Genomic DNA, 20,942 nt, shown 5'->3' on the forward strand with positions numbered 1-20,942 from the left:
AATTAATCGAGCAGTGTTAAAAGTTTTTTTGCAAATCCATTATCCAAAACAGCGACAACCACTCTTGCTTCCTTGCCAATCGATTGTCCTAGCATTTCCCTGTCTGGTACCATTTTCACTGGCACTTTATAGGAATTGCTTTTGTCCATGATTTTTTTGGCCGTGTTTTGTGAAGCATCTTCCGACAATAATATTAGTTTTGCATTTCCGCTTCTAATTTCTTTTACGGTAAGTTCCTCACCTGAGGTAATTTTCCGTGCTCGATTTGCTAAGCCAAGTAATGACATCCATTGATTATTTTTCATTTGGATTGTCCTTGCTCCTTCTCTATTAAATCCAGCAGCTCTTCGTATACCGAATCCTCAATTGCCACGTCAAGCTGGTTTGCCAGAATATTCTTCTTCTTGGCTAAAAGTACCGCTTCTTTATCCTTAGAAAGATATGCGCCACGTCCCGATTTCTTTCCGGTTAAATCAACCGATACTAGACCTTCTTTCGAGCGAACGATGCGAACCAGTTCTTTTTTTGGTCTCATTTCACCTGTAGCAACACATTTGCGCATTGGTACTTTTTTGCTGTTCACACTCATTCACCCCAATCAATCTAAATCTTCACTGTTTAAGCGAAACTCTTCCTCATCCTCGTCTGCATCATCAAATGTCAACAAAGATGATTCTGTAGGATATATCCCAGCTTCTCTTGCATCAGTTTCTGATTTGATATCGATTTTCCAGCCAGTAAGCTTTGCAGCAAGACGAGCATTTTGTCCTCTTTTACCGATTGCAAGTGACAATTGGTAGTCAGGAACGATTACTGTTGTAGCCTTTTCTTCTTCATCCACAATAACTTCAAGCACTTTAGATGGACTTAAAGCATTAGCAACGAACACTTTTGGATCCTGGGACCATTGTACAATATCGATCTTTTCGCCTTTTAGCTCATTAACGATTGTTTGTACACGCGTACCTTTTGGACCAACACATGATCCAACTGGATCTACCTCTTCGTTTTCAGAGTGAACGGAGATTTTCGATCTGTCACCAGCTTCACGCGCAACAGATTTAATTTCAACAGTTCCATCATAAATTTCAGGTACTTCCATTTCAAACAATCTCTTCAACAAGCCTGGATGTGTTCTTGAAACATAAATTTGTGGACCTTTTGTCGTTTTTTCAACTTTTGTTAAAAATACTTTAATTCGGTCATGTGGCTTGTAGAATTCGTTTGGCATCTGCTCATTTGCAGGCAGGATTGCTTCAATCTTTCCTAAGCTCACATAAATGAATTTGCTGTCTTGACGCTGAACGATACCTGTCATGATATCTTCTTCGCGATCAATAAATTCAGAATAAATGATTCCTCTTTCTGCTTCACGTACACGCTGTGTAACAACCTGTTTCGCAGTTTGCGCAGCAATACGACCGAAGTCCTTCGGAGTCACTTCCAATTCAACAACGTCTTCCACTTCATAGTTTGGATTTACCTTTTGAGCATCCTCCAATGAAATTTCCAAACGAGTATCAAATACTTCATCGACAACTTCCTTACGTGCAAACACACGCATTGTGCCGGAACCTAAATTTAAATCTATACGAACATTTTGCGCTTGATTGAAATTTCTGCGATATGCTGAAATTAGAGCAGCCTCGATAGCCTCAATAATAACATCACGCGAAATCCCTTTTTCTTTCTCAAGCAATACCAGAGCATCAACTAATTCACTGCTCATGAGAGTGTATCCCCCTTTAACCTCAATGGAAAATATAGAGCGGAAGCCCTTTGTTCAAACCTGAGAGACACTGGAGAGTCGGGACAGGAAGTCGTTCTTTGACTTCTTGGTCTGACTTGAAGTGTTCGAAGGGTTAAGGGCTGACGCTTGTTTGATATAGAGCGGAAGCCCTTTGTTCAAACCTGAGAGACACTGGAGAGTCGAGACAGGAAGTCGTTCTTTGACTTCTTGGTCTGACTTGAAGTGTTCGAAGGGTTAAGGGCTGACGCAAAAATAAATAAGTGCAAAAGTGCTTGGCTAGATTTAAGCCAAAGCACTTCCTTGTTCTTATGAGAAGATTACTGCAAGTCTTGCTTTTGCAATTTTTTCATAAGGAATTTCAATGGTTTTCTTTCTCGTTTTAATTTTCACTTCAACTGTGACAACATTTCCATCAAAGCTTGTAAGAATTCCTTCAAACGTTTTTTCGTTGTCAATCGGTTCATATGTTTTAATATGTACATTTTTCCCAATTGCTTTTTGGAAATCCTTGTCTTTCTTTAGTGGTCTTTCGGCACCAGGAGAAGATACTTCTAAGAAATAGTTTTCTGGAATCGGATCGACTTCATCCAGTTTTTCGCTTAGTTTTTCGCTGACTGCAGCGCATTCATCAATATCCACACCGTTGTCCTTATCAATGAAAACACGCAAAAAGTAGTTAGGACCTTCCTTAACATACTCAATGTCAACTAACTCTAAGTTAAGTTCATCTAATATGGGATTAACCATTTCTTCGACTATTCCTGTTACTTTGCTCAAACTTTTTCCCTCCTTAAGCAAGGAACAAATTATTGAGGCAAGAATGCAAACTAAAGTGGGATGCTTTTCTTGTCTAACCTAATTAGTGATTATTTCGCAGATTTGCTGGGGTTCTTGCCATGCAAACCTATATGCAAAAAGCTGCATACAACAGGAAAGAGTGGGTTGCCCCACTCTCCATTCGCGAAAGTTATCCTTAGTATTTCCAACTAAACTATACCATAACCACACTATTTATGCAAATAGAAGTCTGGTACAGCAAGGTTCATTGACCTCATCATTCAGTACATCTTTATCTTAGAATAGTGACAGCTGGTTTTGATCAGGCATGTCACCCAAGCAGCCGTGATTATCCAAATATTCCATGATTGTTTTGGACACCTTTCCGCGCTGCTGCAAATCTTCTTTCGACAAAAATTCACCGTCTTGTCTAGCTCGTACAATATTCAAGGCTGCATTTGTTCCAAGTCCAGGAATACTGTTGAACGGAGGAATTAACGAATCCCCTTCTATAATAAATTCGCTAGCACTTGATTTATACAAATCGACTTTTGTGAAAGTGAAACCACGCTCTACCATCTCAAATGCCAATTCCATAACAGTCAGCAAGTTTTTCTCTTTTGTAGATGCATCAAGGCCTTTGCCACTAATTTCATCAATAACTGACTTAATGCTATGCGATCCTTTCACCATTGCATCTACGTCAAAGTCTTCTGCCCTTACGGTAAAGTATGCTGCATAGTAAAGGAGCGGAAGATGCACTTTAAAATAAGCAATCCTTACGGCCATTAGAACGTAGGCAGCAGCATGCGCCTTAGGGAACATGTATTTTATCTTTTTACAAGAATCTATATACCATTCCGGCACTTCATTCTTGCGCATTTCCTCTTCCATATCGTCAGACAAGCCTTTCCCTTTACGTACACTTTCCATGATTTTGAAAGCGAATGCTGGCTCCAATCCTTGATAAATTAGATAGACCATGATGTCATCACGACACCCAATAACTTCACTCAAATTACAAATATTATTGTGAATCAGCTCTTGGGCATTACCAAGCCAAACGTCAGTACCATGTGAAAGTCCAGAAATTTGGACAAGCTCTGAAAATGTTGTCGGTTTTGTATCTTCAAGCATTTGGCGCACAAACTTCGTACCAAACTCTGGGATACCGAATGTACCTGTCTTACAATTTATTTGTTCTGCTGTAACACCTAACGAATCTGTGCCACTGAAGATTTTCATTACTTCAGGGTCATCTGTCGGGATTGTTTTCGGATCAATGCCGCTCAAGTCCTGAAGCATCCTGATTACGGTCGGATCATCGTGTCCAAGAATATCAAGCTTCAACAGATTATCATGGATGGAATGGAAGTCGAAGTGCGTTGTTTTCCATTCTGAATTTCTATCATCTGCCGGAAATTGAATTGGCGAGAAATCATAAATGTCCATATAATCCGGAACTACGATAATACCGCCTGGATGCTGACCGGTGGTTCGCTTAACACCAGTACAGCCTGAAGCAAGCCGGTCAATTTCAGCACCTCTGATTTGCAGGTTATTATCCTGCTGATATGCCTTCACATATCCATAAGCAGTTTTATCCGCAACAGTTCCTATCGTTCCTGCACGGTAAACATATTCCTCTCCAAACAGCACCTTTGTGTAGTTATGGGCTTTTGGCTGATATTCTCCAGAAAAATTCAAATCTATATCAGGAACCTTATCTCCTTTAAACCCAAGGAAGGTTTCAAACGGAATATCATGTCCGTCTTTTTTATATCTAATTCCGCAGTCAGGGCAGTCTTTGTCAGGTAAATCAAAGCCTGAGCCGACGGAACCGTCATTGAAGAATTCTGATTGTTTACAGCTTGTACACACATAATGTGGTGGCAGCGGGTTAACCTCGGTGATTTCGGTCATTGTCGCAACAAATGAAGATCCGACAGATCCACGCGACCCTACTAGGTATCCATCATCCAAGGATTTTTTCACGAGCTTGTGAGATATCAAGTAAATAACGGCGAAGCCATGGCCGATGATACTTTTCAGTTCCTTCTCTAGCCGTGCCTCTACTATTTCGGGAAGTTCATCACCGTAGATGCTTCTGGCCATGCTGTAGCTCATTTCCCGCATTTCTTCGTCCGCACCTTCAATTTTCGGCGTATACAAATCATCTTTAATCGGTTTGATTACATCAATCATGTCGGCAATCTTATTACTGTTTGCAACTACAATTTCTTTTGCCTTTTGTTCTCCTAAGAAACGGAAGCTGTCTAGCATTTCATTTGTCGTCCGAAAATGAACGTCAGGCAACTTATGCCTGTTCAACGGGTTGGCACCGCCTTGTGAGCCGACCAATATCTGTCTGTATATTTTGTCGTTCGGATTATGGTAATGCACATTACCTGTTGCGACAACTGGAATATCCAGCTTTTCGCCGAGCTTAACGATATTGCCAATAATCTCTTCAAGTGCCTTCTTATCCTGTACAAGCTCCATTTCGATTAAATGAGCATACACTTCTTTCGGCATAACCTCTAAATAATCATAGAATGGCGCTACATTCTCAACTTCTTCCGGCGCTTTTTGCATCATCGACTCAAATACTTCCCCTTTATCACAGCCTGAACCGACAAGCAGTCCTTCTCGATGCTTTTGCAGGACAGAGCGAGGGATGCGCGGCACACGGTAAAAGTAGTTTAAATGGGATATCGAAACGAGCTTAAATAAGTTCTTCAACCCAACATCATTTTGGGCAAGCAGTGTGCAATGATATGGGCGGGCTCTTTGATAAGCATTCCCTTGACCCATATTTTCGTTAAGCTGATTATGGTTTATAATGCCTTTTTCCTGTGCATCCTTTAGCATTATTAATGCTAAATAACCTGTTGCTTCTGCATCATAAATCGCGCGGTGATGCTGTGTTAATTCAATATCGAATTTCTTGGCAAGTGTATTCAAGCGGTGGTTTTTCATTTCTGGATACAAGAACCTACCAAGCTCTAACGTATCTATGACAGGATTATCTGCTTTTGGCATACCAGCTTTCTGATAGCCAACATTGATGAACCCTACGTCAAAGGATGCGTTATGAGCAACAAGGATATCATCTCCTGCCCACTCTTTAAACTTACGCAAAACAATATCGATTTCAGGAGCACTTTGAACCAAATCATCTGTAATTCCAGTCAAATTAATAGTCGTTGCCGACAGTCTGTGGTGTGGATTGGCGAATGATTCAAAACGGTCAATAATTTCTCCATTATGGATTTTCACAGCCGCCAATTCAATAATTGTATTGTACACGGCAGATAAACCAGTCGTCTCAACGTCAAATACTACATATGTCGCATCCTCTAAAACTATATCCTTCTCATTGTAGGCAATTGGCACACCGTCATCGACTAGGTTAACTTCAACACCGTACAAAATTTTGACATCATTTTTCTTTCCAGCACCGAACGCTTCTGGGAATGATTGCGCCACTGCATGATCTGTTATAGCAATAGCTTTATGGCCCCATTTTTTCGCTTGGCCGACAAGTGCGCCGACAGATGAAACAGCATCCATTTGGCTCATTGGTGTGTGGAGATGGAGCTCGACTCGTTTTTCTCCTTCTTTAGCTGTATCTTGTCTTTCCACAGGCTTTATTTCATTCAAATCATTTCCGATCATAACTAAGTCTCTGACAAAGGTGTCATTTTGAATACTGCCTCGGGCTCTGAGCCACATTCCCTTTTTAACAAGCTGGAATAATGCAGCATCTTCCTTGTCTCTTGAGAACATCTTCACCATAATAGAGCTGGTGTAATCTGTTATCTTAAATGTCAGTAATGTTCGTCCACTGCGAAGCTCTTTTGTTTCAGCGAAGAATACATATCCTTCAATCGTTACACGTCTTTCCTCATCAACAATTTCCTCAAGGCGTCGATAATCACTGTCATCCTTAATCGTTAAGCCGATGGAAAGCGGACCTGATGGAATACTCGCATCTCCCGCTTCTTTGTCAGCTTCCATCTTCTGAATATCAAGCATTGCCTGCTTGCCGCGTTCTTGGTCCTCTATTTTCTTCGCTTCAAGGAACTGAGCATACGCGTCATTCGCTTCCTGTTGTGCCACTTCTGTATCAATCATTAAGGTCGGGAAGCCAAAGTACTGATAAGCATTTGCTATCATATCAGCATATTTGCGCTTAATGGCCAATCCTTCCATTTCGTTATTAACAAAGATGGTTAATTTATTACCCTGAATCTTAGGCACTTGTTCATTGAGCAGCTTAATGAGCGGTGGTGCAATTCCCTGCATTTGTTCGATACACGCAGACCAGTAATCCCTTATAAGTATTTCATCTGCAAGACCTTGCTGGACACTTATGTTAAATGTTACAGATGCAATATGCTCAAAGTTGCTGATTAGCTTATCTGTAAACAGCTGGTATATGTTATAAGGAATAATGTTTTCAAACAAAAAATGAAAATGCCATTTCTTCGCTTTTCTTTCAATAATAATCTTGTCAATTTTTGCATTTTGAAAATGGGATACAATCGCATCATCTGTTAATTGAAGCTGCTGTAATAGCAATTGAAATCGTTCCAATTTCCCTTCTATTCCTGCCATTTGTTCTCCCCTAACTTTTCTTAATTTCTATCCTGGCACATTGTCCAAGCTACATTATATCATAATCTTTTTTTACTTTTAGGAATAAAGACTGCTTAAATGTTGGCAATTTAGAGAACTAGCAAGACTTTGCTCACATTAAGCAAATCATGAAAAAAGCTACAGCCTTATAACGAAGGCTGTAGCTTTATTTACTTAATTTGCAAAAAGCTTAGAAATAGTTTCAAGCAGTTCATCTACATGAACTTCATGTACTTCACCGCTGCTTCTTTCTTTCAGCTCAACTATACCTTCTGCCGCTTTTTTACCGACAGTGATGCGAATTGGTAAACCAATTAAATCAGAATCAGCAAACTTAACTCCTGCTCTTTCTGCACGATCATCAACAAGCACATCATAACGGTTGTCCCTCAAGCTTTTATATAGCTTGTCTGTCAACTCTGTTTGAGCCTCATCTTTCACGTTAACTGTGATCAAATGCAAATCAAATGGTGCAATTGCTTTCGGCCAAACGATACCTTTTTCATCATTAAATTGCTCAACAACTGCTGCCATTGTTCTAGAAACACCAATTCCGTAGCAGCCCATAATAATAGACTGTGAACGGCCGTTTTCATCAAGGTAGCTAGCACCCATTGCTTCACTATAGCGTGTACCTAGCTTAAAGACATGACCAACTTCGATCCCTTTTGCAAATACGATTGAACCTTTACCATCTGGAGAAACATCTCCTTCTTGAATGAAACGCAAATCAGCATACTGGCTAACAGCAAAGTCTCTGTCTGGGTTCACATTCATATAATGATAATCTTCATCATTTGCCCCGCAAACACCGTTAACAATATATTGAACAGCACTATCAGCAATTACTTGCACGTCTTTGACACCGATTGGACCTAATGAGCCAACACTGCAGCCTAAAATTGTTTTTGTTTCTCCTGCATCAGCTAGCTCTACATTTGTTGCTTCAAGCAGGTTTTTCAGCTTAATATCGTTCACTTCATGATCGCCGCGAACTAACACAAGAACATGGCTGTCATCTACTTTGAACAGCAATGACTTAATGCATTCATTTTCGGCAACATTCAAGAATGATGCAACTTGTTCAATCGTTTTAACATTTTCTGTTTTCACTTTTTCAAGCTCACCATGTGGCTTGTCCTCTTTTTGATAAGAAGTGATAACAGGAGCCATTTCAATATTTGCCGCATAATTAGATTCCGTAGAATAAGCAATTGTATCTTCTCCGACATCAGACAGAGCCATGAATTCATGTGTATCTTTACCACCCATTGCTCCACTGTCAGCGATAACTGCGCGGTAGTTTAAACCGCATCTTTCAAAAATATTGCAGTATGCTTGGAAGATGGCATCATATACTTCACCTAAGCTCTCATGAGAGCTATGGAAGGAGTAAGCATCCTTCATGATAAACTCGCGTCCGCGTAAAATTCCAAATCTAGGTCTCTTCTCATCCCTGAACTTTGTTTGAATTTGATAAAGTGATAGCGGCAAACGTTTGTAGGACTTAATTTCATCTCTAATAAGACTAGTAATTACTTCCTCATGTGTTGCACCAAGCGCAAATTCCCGATTATTACGATCATTCAAACGCATTAATTCTGGTCCGTAAGAATACCATCTGCCAGACTCTTGCCATAACTCTGCTTGCTGTAAAGCAGGCATAAGCAATTCGACTGATCCGGAGTTATCCATCTCCTCACGGATAATATGCTCTATTTTTTTAAGTACTTTATTAGCCAATGGAAGATAAGAGTAAATTCCGCTTGCGTTTTGTCTAATATAGCCTGAGCGCAAAAGAAGCTGATGGCTTTTGATTTCTGCGTCTGCTGGAACTTCCCTTAAAGTCGGGATTAACATTTTACTTTGTTTCATTATAAGCACCTCTATTTATATTATACAAACAGGTCATGAATGAAGGTGAGGTCCACATTCACCTCACCCATTCAAGTCCTAAAAAACATTTATTTAAGAAAGAAACGTTGAATATCATTCCAAGTAACAACAATCATTAACAGCATCAGCAATGCAAAGCCAATGAAGTGGACAATTCCTTCCTTATGCCTGTCAATTGGCTTCCCTCTTATTGCCTCAATCGCAAAGAAGAATAATCTTCCGCCGTCAAGAGCCGGCAGCGGCAATAAGTTCATAATTCCAAGGTTAATACTAAGTATAGCAGCCCATCTCATCAGTGAATAGATGCCTGATTGCGCAACCGTGTCCGTTGATTTATAAATGCCGACAGGTCCACTCAATGCATCAATCGAAAATTGCCCTGTTACCAGTTTTCCAACTGCACCGATGATGGTCTTTGTCCAAGTATATGTTTCAGTTAAACCATACTGGAATGCTTTTAACGGCGATTTTTCCATTGGGCTGTATACACCAACAAGTCCAATCTTTTCTCCGTCTTCCACTTCCGTTTCTTTAGGAGTAACATCAACAGTCATTTCTTTCCCATCACGGACCAGCAGGAATTCTAACTCTTCACCTGGGCTCTTTTGGATGATAGTAACAACATCTTTCCAAGTAGAAACCGATTGACCATCAATACTAAGAACAGTGTCGCCTTCTTTTAAGCCCGCGCTTATTGCTACACCATCATCCGTTAATTTCCCAAGCTGGGGCTCATTTGATGGCATGCCTTGTGTCAGTGCAATAATGACAAACACGACAAATGCTAGAACAAAGTTCATCATTGGTCCAGCAAATATTGCTACTGTACGCTGCCATAACGTTTTACTATTAAACTGACGGTCATATGGAGCGATTTGTGTTTCAATACCATTTTCGATAATAACCGCTTCTCTGTTGATCTCAAACACTTGCAGTTCTTCATTAATGTCGTCTTCTGCATATCCTTTGACTACTAAATCATGATCTAAATCTGCAGCTTCTACATTAATTATTCTGGCATCTGGATATTTTTCCTTATTGTTGAGAATAAGCTTCTCAACCTTGCCATCTTTGCCAAAAAGCAGTCCAATCCGATGTCCTGCTTTAATCTCAATCATTTCAGCGTCTTCTCCCGCCATGCGTACAAATCCGCCTAATGGAAGCAGACGAATAGTATATGTGGTTTCTCCTCTTTTCTGAGAAAAGACTTTCGGACCGAATCCTATTGCAAATTCCCGACAGAGAATGCCTGCCCTTTTTGCAAACACGAAGTGCCCTAATTCATGAAAAAACACTAACGCACCGAAAATGATAATAAAAGCAACTACTGTATACAATATATAACCACCTTTTTATAGAAGTGTGCTTGCAATTTTTCTCGTTTCTTGATCAACCTCTTGTATAATGGCAAGGCTTGGATTTGTAATAGAACGATGATTATTCAACGCACTTTCAATCAGCTCCTCAATTTGCAGGAAGCTGATTTCCCCTTTCAAGAACCTGGAAACAGCCACTTCATTGGCAGCATTAAGGACAGTCGGCAGCGTACCGCCAGCTTTTCCCGCTTCAATCGCAAAATGCAGGCAACGGAAGCGTTCAAGATCCATATCTTGAAAATGCAGCTTCCCGATTTTCGCCAGATTCAATCGTTCTGACGATTGAAGTGGCAGTCTATCCGGATATGTAAGTGCATATTGAATAGGTACCTTCATATCTGGTGTGCCAAGCTGGGCAATAACACTGCTGTCATGGAACTCAACCATTGAGTGGATGATACTTTCCTTATGTAATAAGACATCAATTTTATCATAAGGCAATCCGAATAACCAAAATGCCTCAATAACTTCCAACCCTTTGTTCATCATTGTTGCTGAATCAATCGTAATTTTTGCACCCATTGACCAGTTTGGATGCTTTAATGCATCCTCCACTGTTACCTGCTTTAAATCGTCTCTGGACAAATCACGAAAGCTTCCGCCAGACGCTGTAATAATTAATCTGTCAATATTCTTTTCTCTTTCACCTTGTAAGCATTGATAAATAGCTGAATGCTCGCTGTCAACAGGCAGTATGGAAACGTTATTCTTTTGCGCTGCTTCCATTACCAAATGACCTGCAGTCACCAAAGTTTCCTTATTTGCAATGGCAATTGTTTTGCCAGCTTCAATCGCCTGCAAAGTAGGATACAAGCCAACACTACCTAATACAGCATTGACGAGTACTTCTGCTTTATCAAATACAGCAACCTCGACCAAACCTTCCTGGCCAAACGTAATTTTTGTATTTGGAAATTCAGCCTTTAATGTATCACAATCTTCCTTTTCAAATACTGATACAAGTGAAGGCTTGAATTCTGCAATAATCTTTCTTGTCAGCTCCAAGTTTTTACCTGATGAAAAGGCGACAAGCTTAAAGCTTTCTGGATGCTCTCTTATAACATCCAATGTTTGTGTCCCAACCGAACCGGTTGCTCCCAATAAACTTATATGTTTCATTGTCTCACTCCCAGACCATGTTGCATTTCTTTTTTCTTTTGTTATTTGTATACATTATTAAATAGAGACAATCTTCCCAGATTATTCGATTATAGCTTACCTAGCATGTCTAAAATAAAATAAAGCAGTGGCCATACAAACAATAAGCTGTCGAAACGATCTAAAATACCGCCATGCCCAGGCAGGATTCTCCCAGAATCTTTCACACCATAATGGCGCTTCAATGCAGACTCTGCCAGATCACCAATTTGTCCAAAAATAGACAAGATAATTGTGATTAAAGGTATTATAGACCATTCTATGTAGCCGAACACATAAAATAGAACCGCAACGACTACAGCACATACAATGCCCCCAACAAAACCTTCTACTGTTTTATTTGGACTGATTTCCGGCCACAACTTTCTTTTGCCGAAAGCTCGTCCAATGAAATAGGCACCTGAATCTGTTGCCCAAATAATAAACAAGGAGTATACAAGAATTGTCAGGTCATTATTGCTAATCTGTACAAAGAAATGAAAGCCCACGCCGATATAAAGAACGGAAAGGACAGAAAAGCTGACGTCGTCAAATGTGAACTTGTTTTTTGATGCGACCATATAGCTTAAATAAAGGAGGATTGCAAGCAATCCAATTTCTGTTTTTGACAAGTTCCAATCAGCGAGAAAACCGATGTACTCATCTGGAAGAATAAATATCCATGTTACAAGCAAGGAAAGCATGCCGCTAAATGACCATAAGTGCAGTTTTCTCATTTTCAGCAACTCATATAAAGCTATGGCGCCAATTAAAAATGTGAACAGCACTAACGGCACATCACCAAGCAAGATAAACAGGATAAACACAGCTGCTGCAAGTACTCCTGTTATAGTTCTCTGTTTCATACATTCACAACCCTTATTAGACTCCTCCAAAACGCCGCTGGCGATTTTGGAATACTTCGATTGCTTCGATTAAATGCTCCTCTTTAAAATCTGGCCAGAGAACATCTGTAAACCAAAGCTCTGTATAGGCAAGCTGCCACAACATAAAATTACTTATCCGGATTTCGCCGCTTGTGCGAATGAGCAAGTCTGGATCATTTAATCCGCCTGTCATCAAGTAAGATGAAAATACTTCCTCTGTGATTCCATTTGCATCAAGCTCTCCGGTTTGGCTATCTTTAACGATGTTGTTAACTGCTTGCAGAATTTCCGATCTGCTTCCATAATTCAATGCAAAATTCAAATTCAAGCCAGTATTATTTTTTGTTTTTTCCACCGCATTATCCAAAGCTTTTAAGGTATGTTCCGGAAGCCTTTCTGTATAGCCAATTGCCGTTACACGAACATTCTTCTCCATTAGCTCTGGCAAGAAGGTGCTTAAGAATTGTTCTGGCAGTGACATAATATAATCAACTTCCGTTTTTGGCCGTTTCCAATTCTCTGTAGAAAAGGCATATAGGGTCAAAACTTTTATTCCCAATTCATCAGCCATCTTTGTAATACGTTTTACACATTTCATTCCTTCGTGATGGCCAGCTATTCTTGGCAGCTTTCTTTTCTTTGCCCATCTGCCATTACCATCCATAATAATGGCGACATGCTCTGGAATTTTCTGCTGCTTCACATTGCTTATTTGGTCTTGGAGAGTTTTAGTAGTGGTCCCCGTTTTCCATAACCTTAATTTGTTAAACATACTATTGTTCCTCCAAAGTAGATCCTCTCACATCATCTATATCCTTCATTACATTCTGTTCTTATAATACTAACTAACTAAACATCAAAATTACCTGTAAATGCAAGCAAAAGTGAGGGCAGGCTTACATGTTCCCTTTATATCTTAAAGGAAACTAGTCTTCATAAGCAACCAAAAATAAAAATAGCCAGTGATAATGCGAAAAAAACCCCCTAATAATAGAGGGTTCCAGACTTCACTTTTGATCCCATCTCCTGTTCCAGACATTTATGAAATATTAAATGTCCTGTTGGCATGGCTGATGGCAGCACCTAGCCTTAAGCATTAACCAGCAAGGCATTGATGGTAAAGGTCAGTCATCATCGTATCGGCATTTATGTTTTTGCAAACAGCAGTCAACAATTATACCTCTAAAATTTCTTTTTCTTTTTCTTTAGTCAATGCATCAACTTTACTGATATATTCATCTGTTAACTTTTGAATGTCATCACTGAAACCGCGAAGTGCATCTTCCGTAATGTCACCATTCTTTTCAAGCTTCTTCAAATCATCATTTCCGTCTCTGCGGATGTTACGAATCGCAATTTTTGCCTCTTCAGATTCTTTTTTGACGTTTTTCACAAGCTCTTTACGACGTTCTTCTGTAAGCATTGGGATAGACAAGCGAATGATGCTACCGTCATTCGTTGGATTTAAACCAATATCAGACTTCAAGATTGCTTTTTCAATGTCACCTAAGATGGATTTATCATATGGTTGAATAACAAGAAGTCTTGCTTCAGGAACGCTGATTCCAGCTACTTGGTTAATTGGTGTTGGAGCACCATAATAATCTACAGAAATTCTGTCAAGAAGGGCAGCATTAGCTCTTCCTGCACGGATACTTGCAAGCTCACGAGAGTAACTTTGAATTGCTTTATCCATTCTTTCCTTTGTACTTGAAATAACTTGCTTCGGCATTATTTTTTCCCCCTTACTAATGTTCCAATTTTTTCACCCATAACTGCTCTTTTAATGTTTCCATCATCCGTAATTGAAAATACGATTAGTGGAATATCATTGTCCATACATAGGGATGATGCGGTTGAATCCATGACAGCAAGTCCATCCTTAATCACATCAAAATATGTCAGCTCATCATACTTTGTTGCCTCTTTGTCTACTCTTGGATCTGCTGAGTAAACACCATCTACATTGTTTTTCGCCATCAAGATAACTTCTGCTTCGATTTCTGCAGCTCTTAAAGCAGCAGTAGTATCAGTTGAGAAGTATGGATTTCCTGTACCTGCCGCAAATATCACGACACGTTTTTTCTCAAGGTGACGAATGGCACGTCTTCTGATGTAGGGTTCAGCTATTTGTCTCATATCAATTGATGTTTGCACACGTGTTTCAATGCCCATTTGTTCTAAACTGTCCTGCAGGGCTAAAGAGTTCATGATTGTGGCAAGCATGCCCATATAATCAGCATTTGCTCTGTCCATGCCCATTTCCTCACCGATTTTACCTCTCCAGATATTACCGCCGCCAACAACTACTGCTGCTTCGACACCTAGTTCAGCAATTTCTTTTACTTGCTCTGCTACCTCTTTGATAACTGTAGGATTAATACCAAAGCCCGCTTCTCCAGCTAATGCTTCCCCACTCAATTTTAGAACAACACGTTTATATTTTGGATTACTCATGGAAACCTCCGTATGTATTAAATGTCTTTAAAAATAGGGAACACAATGTGCTCCCTTTCTTAAACTTGTCGAAACACTCTCAAAAGCCATTCCATGCTGCAAAGCGATAAAAAGCTTGCAGAGGTTTTGATTAAGAGCGCATTCAATCAAACAACCATTTCATGAATGATACACAATATAAGGAACACAGGTGTGTTCCTATATTAATGTCGACAATATTATTTTTTGTTAACTTGGTTCATAACTTCTTCAGCAAAGTTATCTTCACGTTTTTCGATTCCTTCTCCTACTTCATAGCGAACGAATTCACGTAAAGTTGCACCTTTAGATTCAACGAATTGACGAACCTTTTGGTCTGGGTTTTTAACGAAAGTTTGGTCAAGAACACAAACGTCTTCGAAGTATTTGCCAAGGCGGCCTTCAACCATTTTCGCAACGATGTTTTCAGGTTTTCCTTCGTTAAGTGCTTGTTGTGTTAATACTTCTCTTTCGTGCTCAACTTCTTCTTGAGAAACTTGGTCACGAGAAACGTATTTAGGGTTAAGTGCAGCGATATGCATAGCAATATCTTTAGCAGCAGCGTCATCAGTAGATCCTTCTAATACTGTAAGAACACCAATGCGTCCGCCCATGTGAAGGTAAGCACCAAAAGCATCGCTATCTGTTTTTGATTTGATTTCAAAACGGCGCAATGAAAGTTTTTCACCAATTTTAGCCATAGCAGTATTGATGTGTGCTTCTACAGTTGTTCCTTCTGTAATATGTTGAGCAGTAGCTTCTTCAACAGTAGCAGGTTTGTTGTTTAGAAGATGTGCTGCAAGTTCTTTAACAAGTACTTGGAAACCTTCGTTTTTAGCAACAAAGTCTGTTTCTGAGTTAACTTCAAGGATTACTGCTTCGTTACCTTCAACAGCGATGTAAGTAGTACCTTCTGCAGCGATACGGTCTGCTTTTTTAGCAGCGCTAGCGATACCTTTTTCACGTAGGAAATCGATCGCTTTTTCGATATCACCATTTGTTTCAGTTAGTGCTTTTTTACAATCCATCATTCCAGCACCAGTTTTTTCACGAAGTTCTTTAACCATTTGAGCTGTTACAGCCATGTTTGTTTCCTCCTTGTAATATCCGTATGTACGTATACTTATTGTTTGTCCATTTATTATTGCTTTTAAGCAATTCTCTTTAAAAAAAGGTGATAAGAGGGCTGCTCTTTATCACCTTTTCCACAAGTCCCTAAACTAGAGTGTCTAGCAAAAGACTACTAGGTTGATAAAAACCACGTTGTGATCTCTATGCTCTGTTCGTTTTTGTAGCAGACACAGTTATTTTGACTTAAGCAGTTGTTACTTCTTCGCCTTGTTTAGCTTCAAGAATAGCATCTGCCATTTTTGCAGTTAATAGTTTCACAGCACGGATTGCGTCGTCATTCGCAGGAATAACAACATCAATTTCGTCTGGATCACAGTTTGTATCAACAATTCCAACGATTGGAATATTCAATTTATGCGCTTCAGCAACTGCAATGCGCTCTTTGCGTGGATCTACAATGAACAATGCATCTGGCATTTTTTTCATGTCTTTGATTCCGCCCAAGAATTTTTCCAAGCGCTCAAGCTCTTTGTTCAATTGAACTACTTCTTTTTTAGGAAGCACTTCAAAAGTACCGTCTTCAGACATTCTTTCGATATCTTTCAAACGAGCAATACGTTTTTGGATTGTTTCGAAGTTTGTTAAAGTTCCACCCAACCAGCGTTGGTTAACATAGTATTGACCAGAACGGATAGCTTCTTCTTTAACTGAATCTTGCGCTTGTTTTTTAGTTCCTACGAAAAGAACAGTTCCGCCGTTACCAGCAAGTTCTTTCACATAGTTATAAGCTTCTTCAACCTTTTTAACTGTTTTTTGAAGGTCGATGATGTAGATACCGTTACGCTCCGTGAAAATGAATTTTTTCATTTTTGGGTTCCAACGGCGAGTCTGGTGACCGAAGTGTACACCAGCTTCAAGCAATTGTTTCATTGAGATTACTGACATGTTTGTTCCTCCTAGTGGTTTTGTTTTCCTCCGCTTTTTTCATATTTAATCAAAACTGTAGCAATACAGCACCAATGATTAAATCCAAAAGCGTGTGTATTAACACCGTTTTTTAATATATCATATGTATGATAGACAATCAAGCTATTCATGATTTTTTTGTCTAAATTTCAACAATAATTCTATCTCTGTCTTTCCTTTATTTAATTGTTTAGCAATTTCTTCAATCGTTTTCCCTTGCTCCTCAAGCTCTGTCACTACCTCAAGCAGTGTCTTTTCCTTTTCCTCTGGCTCTTCTTCTTTTTCGACAATTTCTTCTTCTGCAACAACCTCTTCTTGAATTGCCTTTACTTTTTTATCTTCCTCTGGAAATTGCGGCAAGATTAAATCCAACAGCTCTTCTACATCATCATTGCCTGTAGGTTTCTCAAAGGTTTGATAGGATTTGGCTGCAGCTCTATATGTATTGATCATCGGCATTTGTTTCGGTTCGGTAACTACTGACGGTTGGCTTTGTGGGTTTTCTTTTTTGCTTTCTTCTAAATTACCATCGAGCTTTTGAATTCTATCAAGAAACAATTCATTTTCCTCTTTTATTTCGGCAATAAAGCTTGAAATGATTTCTTCCATTTCTTCTAGAGCCTTTTCCTGACGACTTTCAAATGCTGCCAGCCTGTTTTGTCTTATAAACAGCAACGCAATGCATAACAATGCCAAAATATTTAACGCAATACTAAAAACAAGCAGAAAATTCACCATTGTTTTTACCTCAATCTATCCACTATAGTCAATAACATTCCCTTTATAAGGGTGTTCAGAAAGCAACTGCTCCTCATCCTTATTCTGCTTCTTCTTTTTTTGAGAATCGGAGCGGCTCTTTCCATCTTTGTGTCTATTATTGGAGATATTCCCCTTTTCTTCTCCTTTAATGACCGTAGTTCTTTTTTTTATTTCTTCTTGCAAGGTGGCTTGCAGGGCATGATTGTTCATCAACTGCCCGCGTTGATCCTGCTGGTCCTGTATTTTGCCTGCGTCATAAGTTCTCGGCAAGGCCACCTGCATTTCAATTGCTTTTAAACTCATTATCCTCGCCTCTATATTACCTTCTCTAAAGAATGTCTTAGTTTATAGATTGCCTTTGAATGAATTTGGGAAATACGGGAAGTAGATAGGTTCATCACTTGGCCAATTTCTGTTAATGTCAGTTCTTCTTTATAAAATAAGCTAAGGACAAGCTGCTCTTTATCATTCAAAGTTTCTATCATGGACGCCATTTCCTGAATCAATTCGTCTTTCATCACTTTCTCTTCCGGTATTTCCGTTTTATTGTCTCTGATTGCAAATGTTGGACCTTCCTTCTCGTCCGACTCATTCAGCTGCTCATCAATCGAAAGGACGTTGGCAAAGAAGTGCTCATTCATTGTTGAGTATACTTCGTCAGTGGATAAATCTAATTCATCCGCTATTTCTTGAACTGTTACGTTTCTCATCATTTTCTGTTCAAGCTTTTCAATAGTTGACTCAATTTTCTTTGTCTTTTCGCGAGTACCTCTTGAAAGCCAGTCTTCCTTTCTCAAACCGTCAATAATGCTTCCTCTGATGCGAAAAGACGCATATGTGTCAAATTTCAGGTCACGCTTTGGATCAAATCTTTCAAGTGCATCATAAAGTCCAATCATGCCTAAACTGTTCAACTCTTCTCTTGAGACGCTTTTAGGAAGACCTACAGAGATGCGCTGGACGTGAAAACTAACAAGCGGCATATACTTTTTAATTAACGTATTGCATGCATCTGTGTCCCTATCTGTAATCCACATCTCCCATGCATTCTTCTCCTCTAATGTCGTCTCATTTGCCATAAACATCCTCCTCGAACAGCGATACTATTTATTAGTTATATTATCTCTTTATTTTGAACTCTCTCGACCATATCCATACTAAAAACCTTCTTTATATATAAATAGAAAAGATTTTATGCTTATCCTCCTGTGAAGAGGACAAAATCTGTTTTGAATAATAACTACAAAACAAAATAGTGCTTTCCTACTCAATATGAGAAATGCACTATTCAATCCAATAAGACGCATATCCTATATTGATTTAAGGGAAAACATCCAAATTAAACGATGGAAACCTGTATATTCAATGGTTATACAGCTCTCCGCCTCTTAAACTTTACCACTGTCGAAATTTCTGCGGAATAGTACTTTAAACCTATTTTTGTTACAAAATTACTATATGTTAAAAAAAGGATGGATTTTTCGTCCTTTTATAGTTCTTTAAACCCAACTCTCAGGCTGCCTTATTGAAAAAAGCCTGCACTTCATCAGTGTCAGACTTTACTAATTTGTCCACCTTATGGGATATTTCTGATAAATCTTTATATAATATGTGTACCTTTATTAACAGTACGAATCATAAGTTCATGTGTTGCTGGATTAAACTCGATTGTTCTTCCGCTGTTGCCGCCGACATCTTCTGCCCAAATCTTAATGTTTTGTGTATTTAATGCCTTCTTGACCGCCTCAACATTACGAGGACCAATTCTCATGACATCACTGGTTCCACTAAATTGAAACATTTGTGCTCCACCAGCAATTTTTGCCTTTAAGGAAAACTTACTTGCCCCCAGTTTTCCTAACTTATTTACTAGCTCCGTGATGGCTGTATCTGCAAATTTAGCAATATTGACAGGACCACTCTTGCTTAATGATGAATCGGGAAGCATGATATGAGCTAAACCTGCAATAGACCTTCTCTCATCATATAAAACGATCCCAACACAAGATCCAAGCCCGGAAGTCCTTATTAATTCCGGTGCTTTGACTGTGTTCATATCCGCAATTCCAACCTTCACTACAGTAGCTTGTTCAGTCATCCAGCTTCACTCCCAATGATTCAAACAAGGTATGAAAGGACTCTGGGTCTGGGAGAAGGAAAAAATGACCCTTAACCATTTCAGAAAGTGATTTATCATCTTCATTGAGGGCAGTGTTGATGACAATTGCATAGTCGCTGACTTGTGATAGCTCAATCAACCCATAGCTTACAATTGCTCCGACCATATCAATTGCAAGTGCAGGAACAGATGGATATAAAGATAGATTGGTAAAATCCGACAATGCGGACAAATAAGACCCTGACAATATATTGCCAAGCTCCTGTAAAGCAGATAAGGAAAGTTCATCATATGGTTCAGACAATTGAGCTGTCTCGTCACCTATCATGTCTCTGATAAAATTCGTCGCTTGTTCAATTGGCAGCATAAAGAACATACTGCCAGGAGCATCTCCTTCAATTCTAAGAAATACTCCTGCTGCAATATTGTCAGACCCTCCTGCCATATCCATCATTTCATCGAAGGATACTATTTCCACATTGGGAACTTTCATATCGATTTTTTTATTAAGGAGTTTGGAGAGTGCTGTAGCAGCATTGCCTGCTCCAATATTTCCAATCTCCCTTAATATATCAAGATGAAGCGAAGTAATCTTATCTGTAAAGCCCATTAAAGTTCACTTCTAGCATATTTTTTTAATTCTTCGCGATCAAACACTCTTTCTAAGTTAACTAGGATAAGTAAACGCTTGTCTACCTTTACAACACCACTGATGTAATCAACTTCCTGACCACCAACAACTTCTGGAGCAGGCTCAAAATCACCAGAATCCACATCGACAACATCGTTTGCAGCGTCAACAATCAACCCTACTTCCATGTCCTCAATCGCAATGATAATAATACGAGTCTGATCCGTATGTGCAATCTCCTCCAAATCAAAGCGTCTGCGTAAATCAATGATTGGTGTTACGACACCGCGCAGGTTTATTACCCCTTTAACAAATGGAGCAATGTTAGGAATTCTCGTAATGTGCATGATTTTTTCAATTGATCTTACATCATTTACAGGAATTGCATACTCTTTTCCCTTCAGTTCGAAAATAATCAGTTTTACTTCTGTTGAAACCGATTCTACCATTTCATTCC

General features: G+C 39.3%; 20 protein-coding genes. All 20 read right to left on the reverse strand.

The features are described from left to right. Positions 1 to 2: 2 nt before the first annotated feature. Positions 3 to 305 carry a YlxQ family RNA-binding protein gene (locus tag CEQ21_RS25280; RefSeq protein ID WP_127734510.1) on the reverse strand — a complete coding sequence of 101 codons (303 nt, stop codon included), beginning with the start codon at positions 303 to 305 and terminating at the stop codon, positions 3 to 5. Further along, positions 302 to 589, reverse strand: coding sequence for an RNase P modulator RnpM (gene rnpM, locus CEQ21_RS25285; protein WP_127734512.1), 288 nt, complete (start codon positions 587 to 589; stop codon positions 302 to 304). Before rnpM ends, CEQ21_RS25280 begins: the two co-directional genes overlap by 4 nt. A 9-nt stretch (positions 590 to 598) precedes the next feature. Next, positions 599 to 1,729, reverse strand: coding sequence for a transcription termination factor NusA (gene nusA / locus CEQ21_RS25290; RefSeq protein WP_185766923.1), 1,131 nt, complete (start codon positions 1,727 to 1,729; stop codon positions 599 to 601). Between the two features lie 327 nt (positions 1,730 to 2,056). Beyond that, positions 2,057 to 2,527: a ribosome maturation factor RimP gene (gene rimP / locus CEQ21_RS25295; RefSeq protein WP_185766924.1), complete on the reverse strand. Its 471-nt coding sequence runs from the start codon at positions 2,525 to 2,527 to the stop codon at positions 2,057 to 2,059. Between the two features lie 297 nt (positions 2,528 to 2,824). Further along, positions 2,825 to 7,147: a PolC-type DNA polymerase III gene (locus CEQ21_RS25300; RefSeq protein ID WP_185766925.1), complete on the reverse strand. Its 4,323-nt coding sequence runs from the start codon at positions 7,145 to 7,147 to the stop codon at positions 2,825 to 2,827. Positions 7,148 to 7,342: 195 nt separating this feature from the next. Continuing rightward, positions 7,343 to 9,043: a proline--tRNA ligase gene (locus CEQ21_RS25305; protein WP_185766926.1), complete on the reverse strand. Its 1,701-nt coding sequence runs from the start codon at positions 9,041 to 9,043 to the stop codon at positions 7,343 to 7,345. 89 nt (positions 9,044 to 9,132) lie between these two features. Further along, on the reverse strand, positions 9,133 to 10,401 hold the full coding sequence (gene rseP, locus CEQ21_RS25310; protein ID WP_185766927.1) for an RIP metalloprotease RseP: 1,269 nt from the start codon (positions 10,399 to 10,401) through the stop codon (positions 9,133 to 9,135). Positions 10,402 to 10,416: 15 nt separating this feature from the next. Further along, on the reverse strand, positions 10,417 to 11,559 hold the full coding sequence (locus CEQ21_RS25315; protein ID WP_185766928.1) for a 1-deoxy-D-xylulose-5-phosphate reductoisomerase: 1,143 nt from the start codon (positions 11,557 to 11,559) through the stop codon (positions 10,417 to 10,419). Between the two features lie 89 nt (positions 11,560 to 11,648). Then, positions 11,649 to 12,443 (reverse strand): phosphatidate cytidylyltransferase, encoded by a 795-nt coding sequence (locus tag CEQ21_RS25320; RefSeq protein WP_185766929.1) that lies wholly within the window; start codon positions 12,441 to 12,443, stop codon positions 11,649 to 11,651. 16 nt (positions 12,444 to 12,459) lie between these two features. Beyond that, a complete protein-coding gene (locus tag CEQ21_RS25325; protein WP_185766930.1) occupies positions 12,460 to 13,236 on the reverse strand; it encodes an isoprenyl transferase in 777 nt (258 codons plus the stop codon). Between the two features lie 402 nt (positions 13,237 to 13,638). Beyond that, positions 13,639 to 14,196 (reverse strand): ribosome recycling factor, encoded by a 558-nt coding sequence (gene frr / locus CEQ21_RS25330; RefSeq protein ID WP_185766931.1) that lies wholly within the window; start codon positions 14,194 to 14,196, stop codon positions 13,639 to 13,641. Beyond that, positions 14,196 to 14,921 carry a UMP kinase gene (pyrH, locus tag CEQ21_RS25335; protein WP_185766932.1) on the reverse strand — a complete coding sequence of 242 codons (726 nt, stop codon included), beginning with the start codon at positions 14,919 to 14,921 and terminating at the stop codon, positions 14,196 to 14,198. Before pyrH ends, frr begins: the two co-directional genes overlap by 1 nt. Before the next feature lie 218 nt (positions 14,922 to 15,139). Then, entirely contained in the window at positions 15,140 to 16,024 is an 885-nt protein-coding gene (tsf, locus tag CEQ21_RS25340) for a translation elongation factor Ts (protein WP_185766933.1), read from the reverse strand. 229 nt (positions 16,025 to 16,253) lie between these two features. Beyond that, the gene (rpsB, locus tag CEQ21_RS25345) at positions 16,254 to 16,955 is read right to left on the reverse strand and encodes a 30S ribosomal protein S2 (RefSeq protein ID WP_185766934.1); all 702 of its coding nucleotides are present in this window, start codon (positions 16,953 to 16,955) and stop codon (positions 16,254 to 16,256) included. Positions 16,956 to 17,099: 144 nt separating this feature from the next. Next, positions 17,100 to 17,714, reverse strand: coding sequence for a hypothetical protein (locus CEQ21_RS25350; RefSeq protein ID WP_185764153.1), 615 nt, complete (start codon positions 17,712 to 17,714; stop codon positions 17,100 to 17,102). Positions 17,715 to 17,729: 15 nt separating this feature from the next. Next, positions 17,730 to 18,038, reverse strand: a complete 309-nt coding sequence (locus CEQ21_RS25355; RefSeq protein ID WP_185766935.1) for a hypothetical protein — start codon at positions 18,036 to 18,038, stop codon at positions 17,730 to 17,732. Positions 18,039 to 18,049: 11 nt separating this feature from the next. Then, positions 18,050 to 18,814 carry a FliA/WhiG family RNA polymerase sigma factor gene (locus CEQ21_RS25360; RefSeq protein WP_185766936.1) on the reverse strand — a complete coding sequence of 255 codons (765 nt, stop codon included), beginning with the start codon at positions 18,812 to 18,814 and terminating at the stop codon, positions 18,050 to 18,052. Between the two features lie 521 nt (positions 18,815 to 19,335). Beyond that, positions 19,336 to 19,833 (reverse strand): chemotaxis protein CheD, encoded by a 498-nt coding sequence (locus tag CEQ21_RS25365; RefSeq protein WP_185766937.1) that lies wholly within the window; start codon positions 19,831 to 19,833, stop codon positions 19,336 to 19,338. After that, positions 19,826 to 20,464 (reverse strand): chemotaxis protein CheC, encoded by a 639-nt coding sequence (locus tag CEQ21_RS25370; RefSeq protein ID WP_185766938.1) that lies wholly within the window; start codon positions 20,462 to 20,464, stop codon positions 19,826 to 19,828. Before CEQ21_RS25370 ends, CEQ21_RS25365 begins: the two co-directional genes overlap by 8 nt. Further along, a complete protein-coding gene (locus CEQ21_RS25375; RefSeq protein WP_144452442.1) occupies positions 20,464 to 20,934 on the reverse strand; it encodes a chemotaxis protein CheW in 471 nt (156 codons plus the stop codon). Before CEQ21_RS25375 ends, CEQ21_RS25370 begins: the two co-directional genes overlap by 1 nt. Between the last annotated feature and the right edge of the window lie 8 nt (positions 20,935 to 20,942).

The organism is Niallia circulans (assembly GCF_007273535.1).
Taxonomy (GTDB): Bacteria; Bacillota; Bacilli; order Bacillales; family Cytobacillaceae; genus Niallia; species Niallia circulans_B.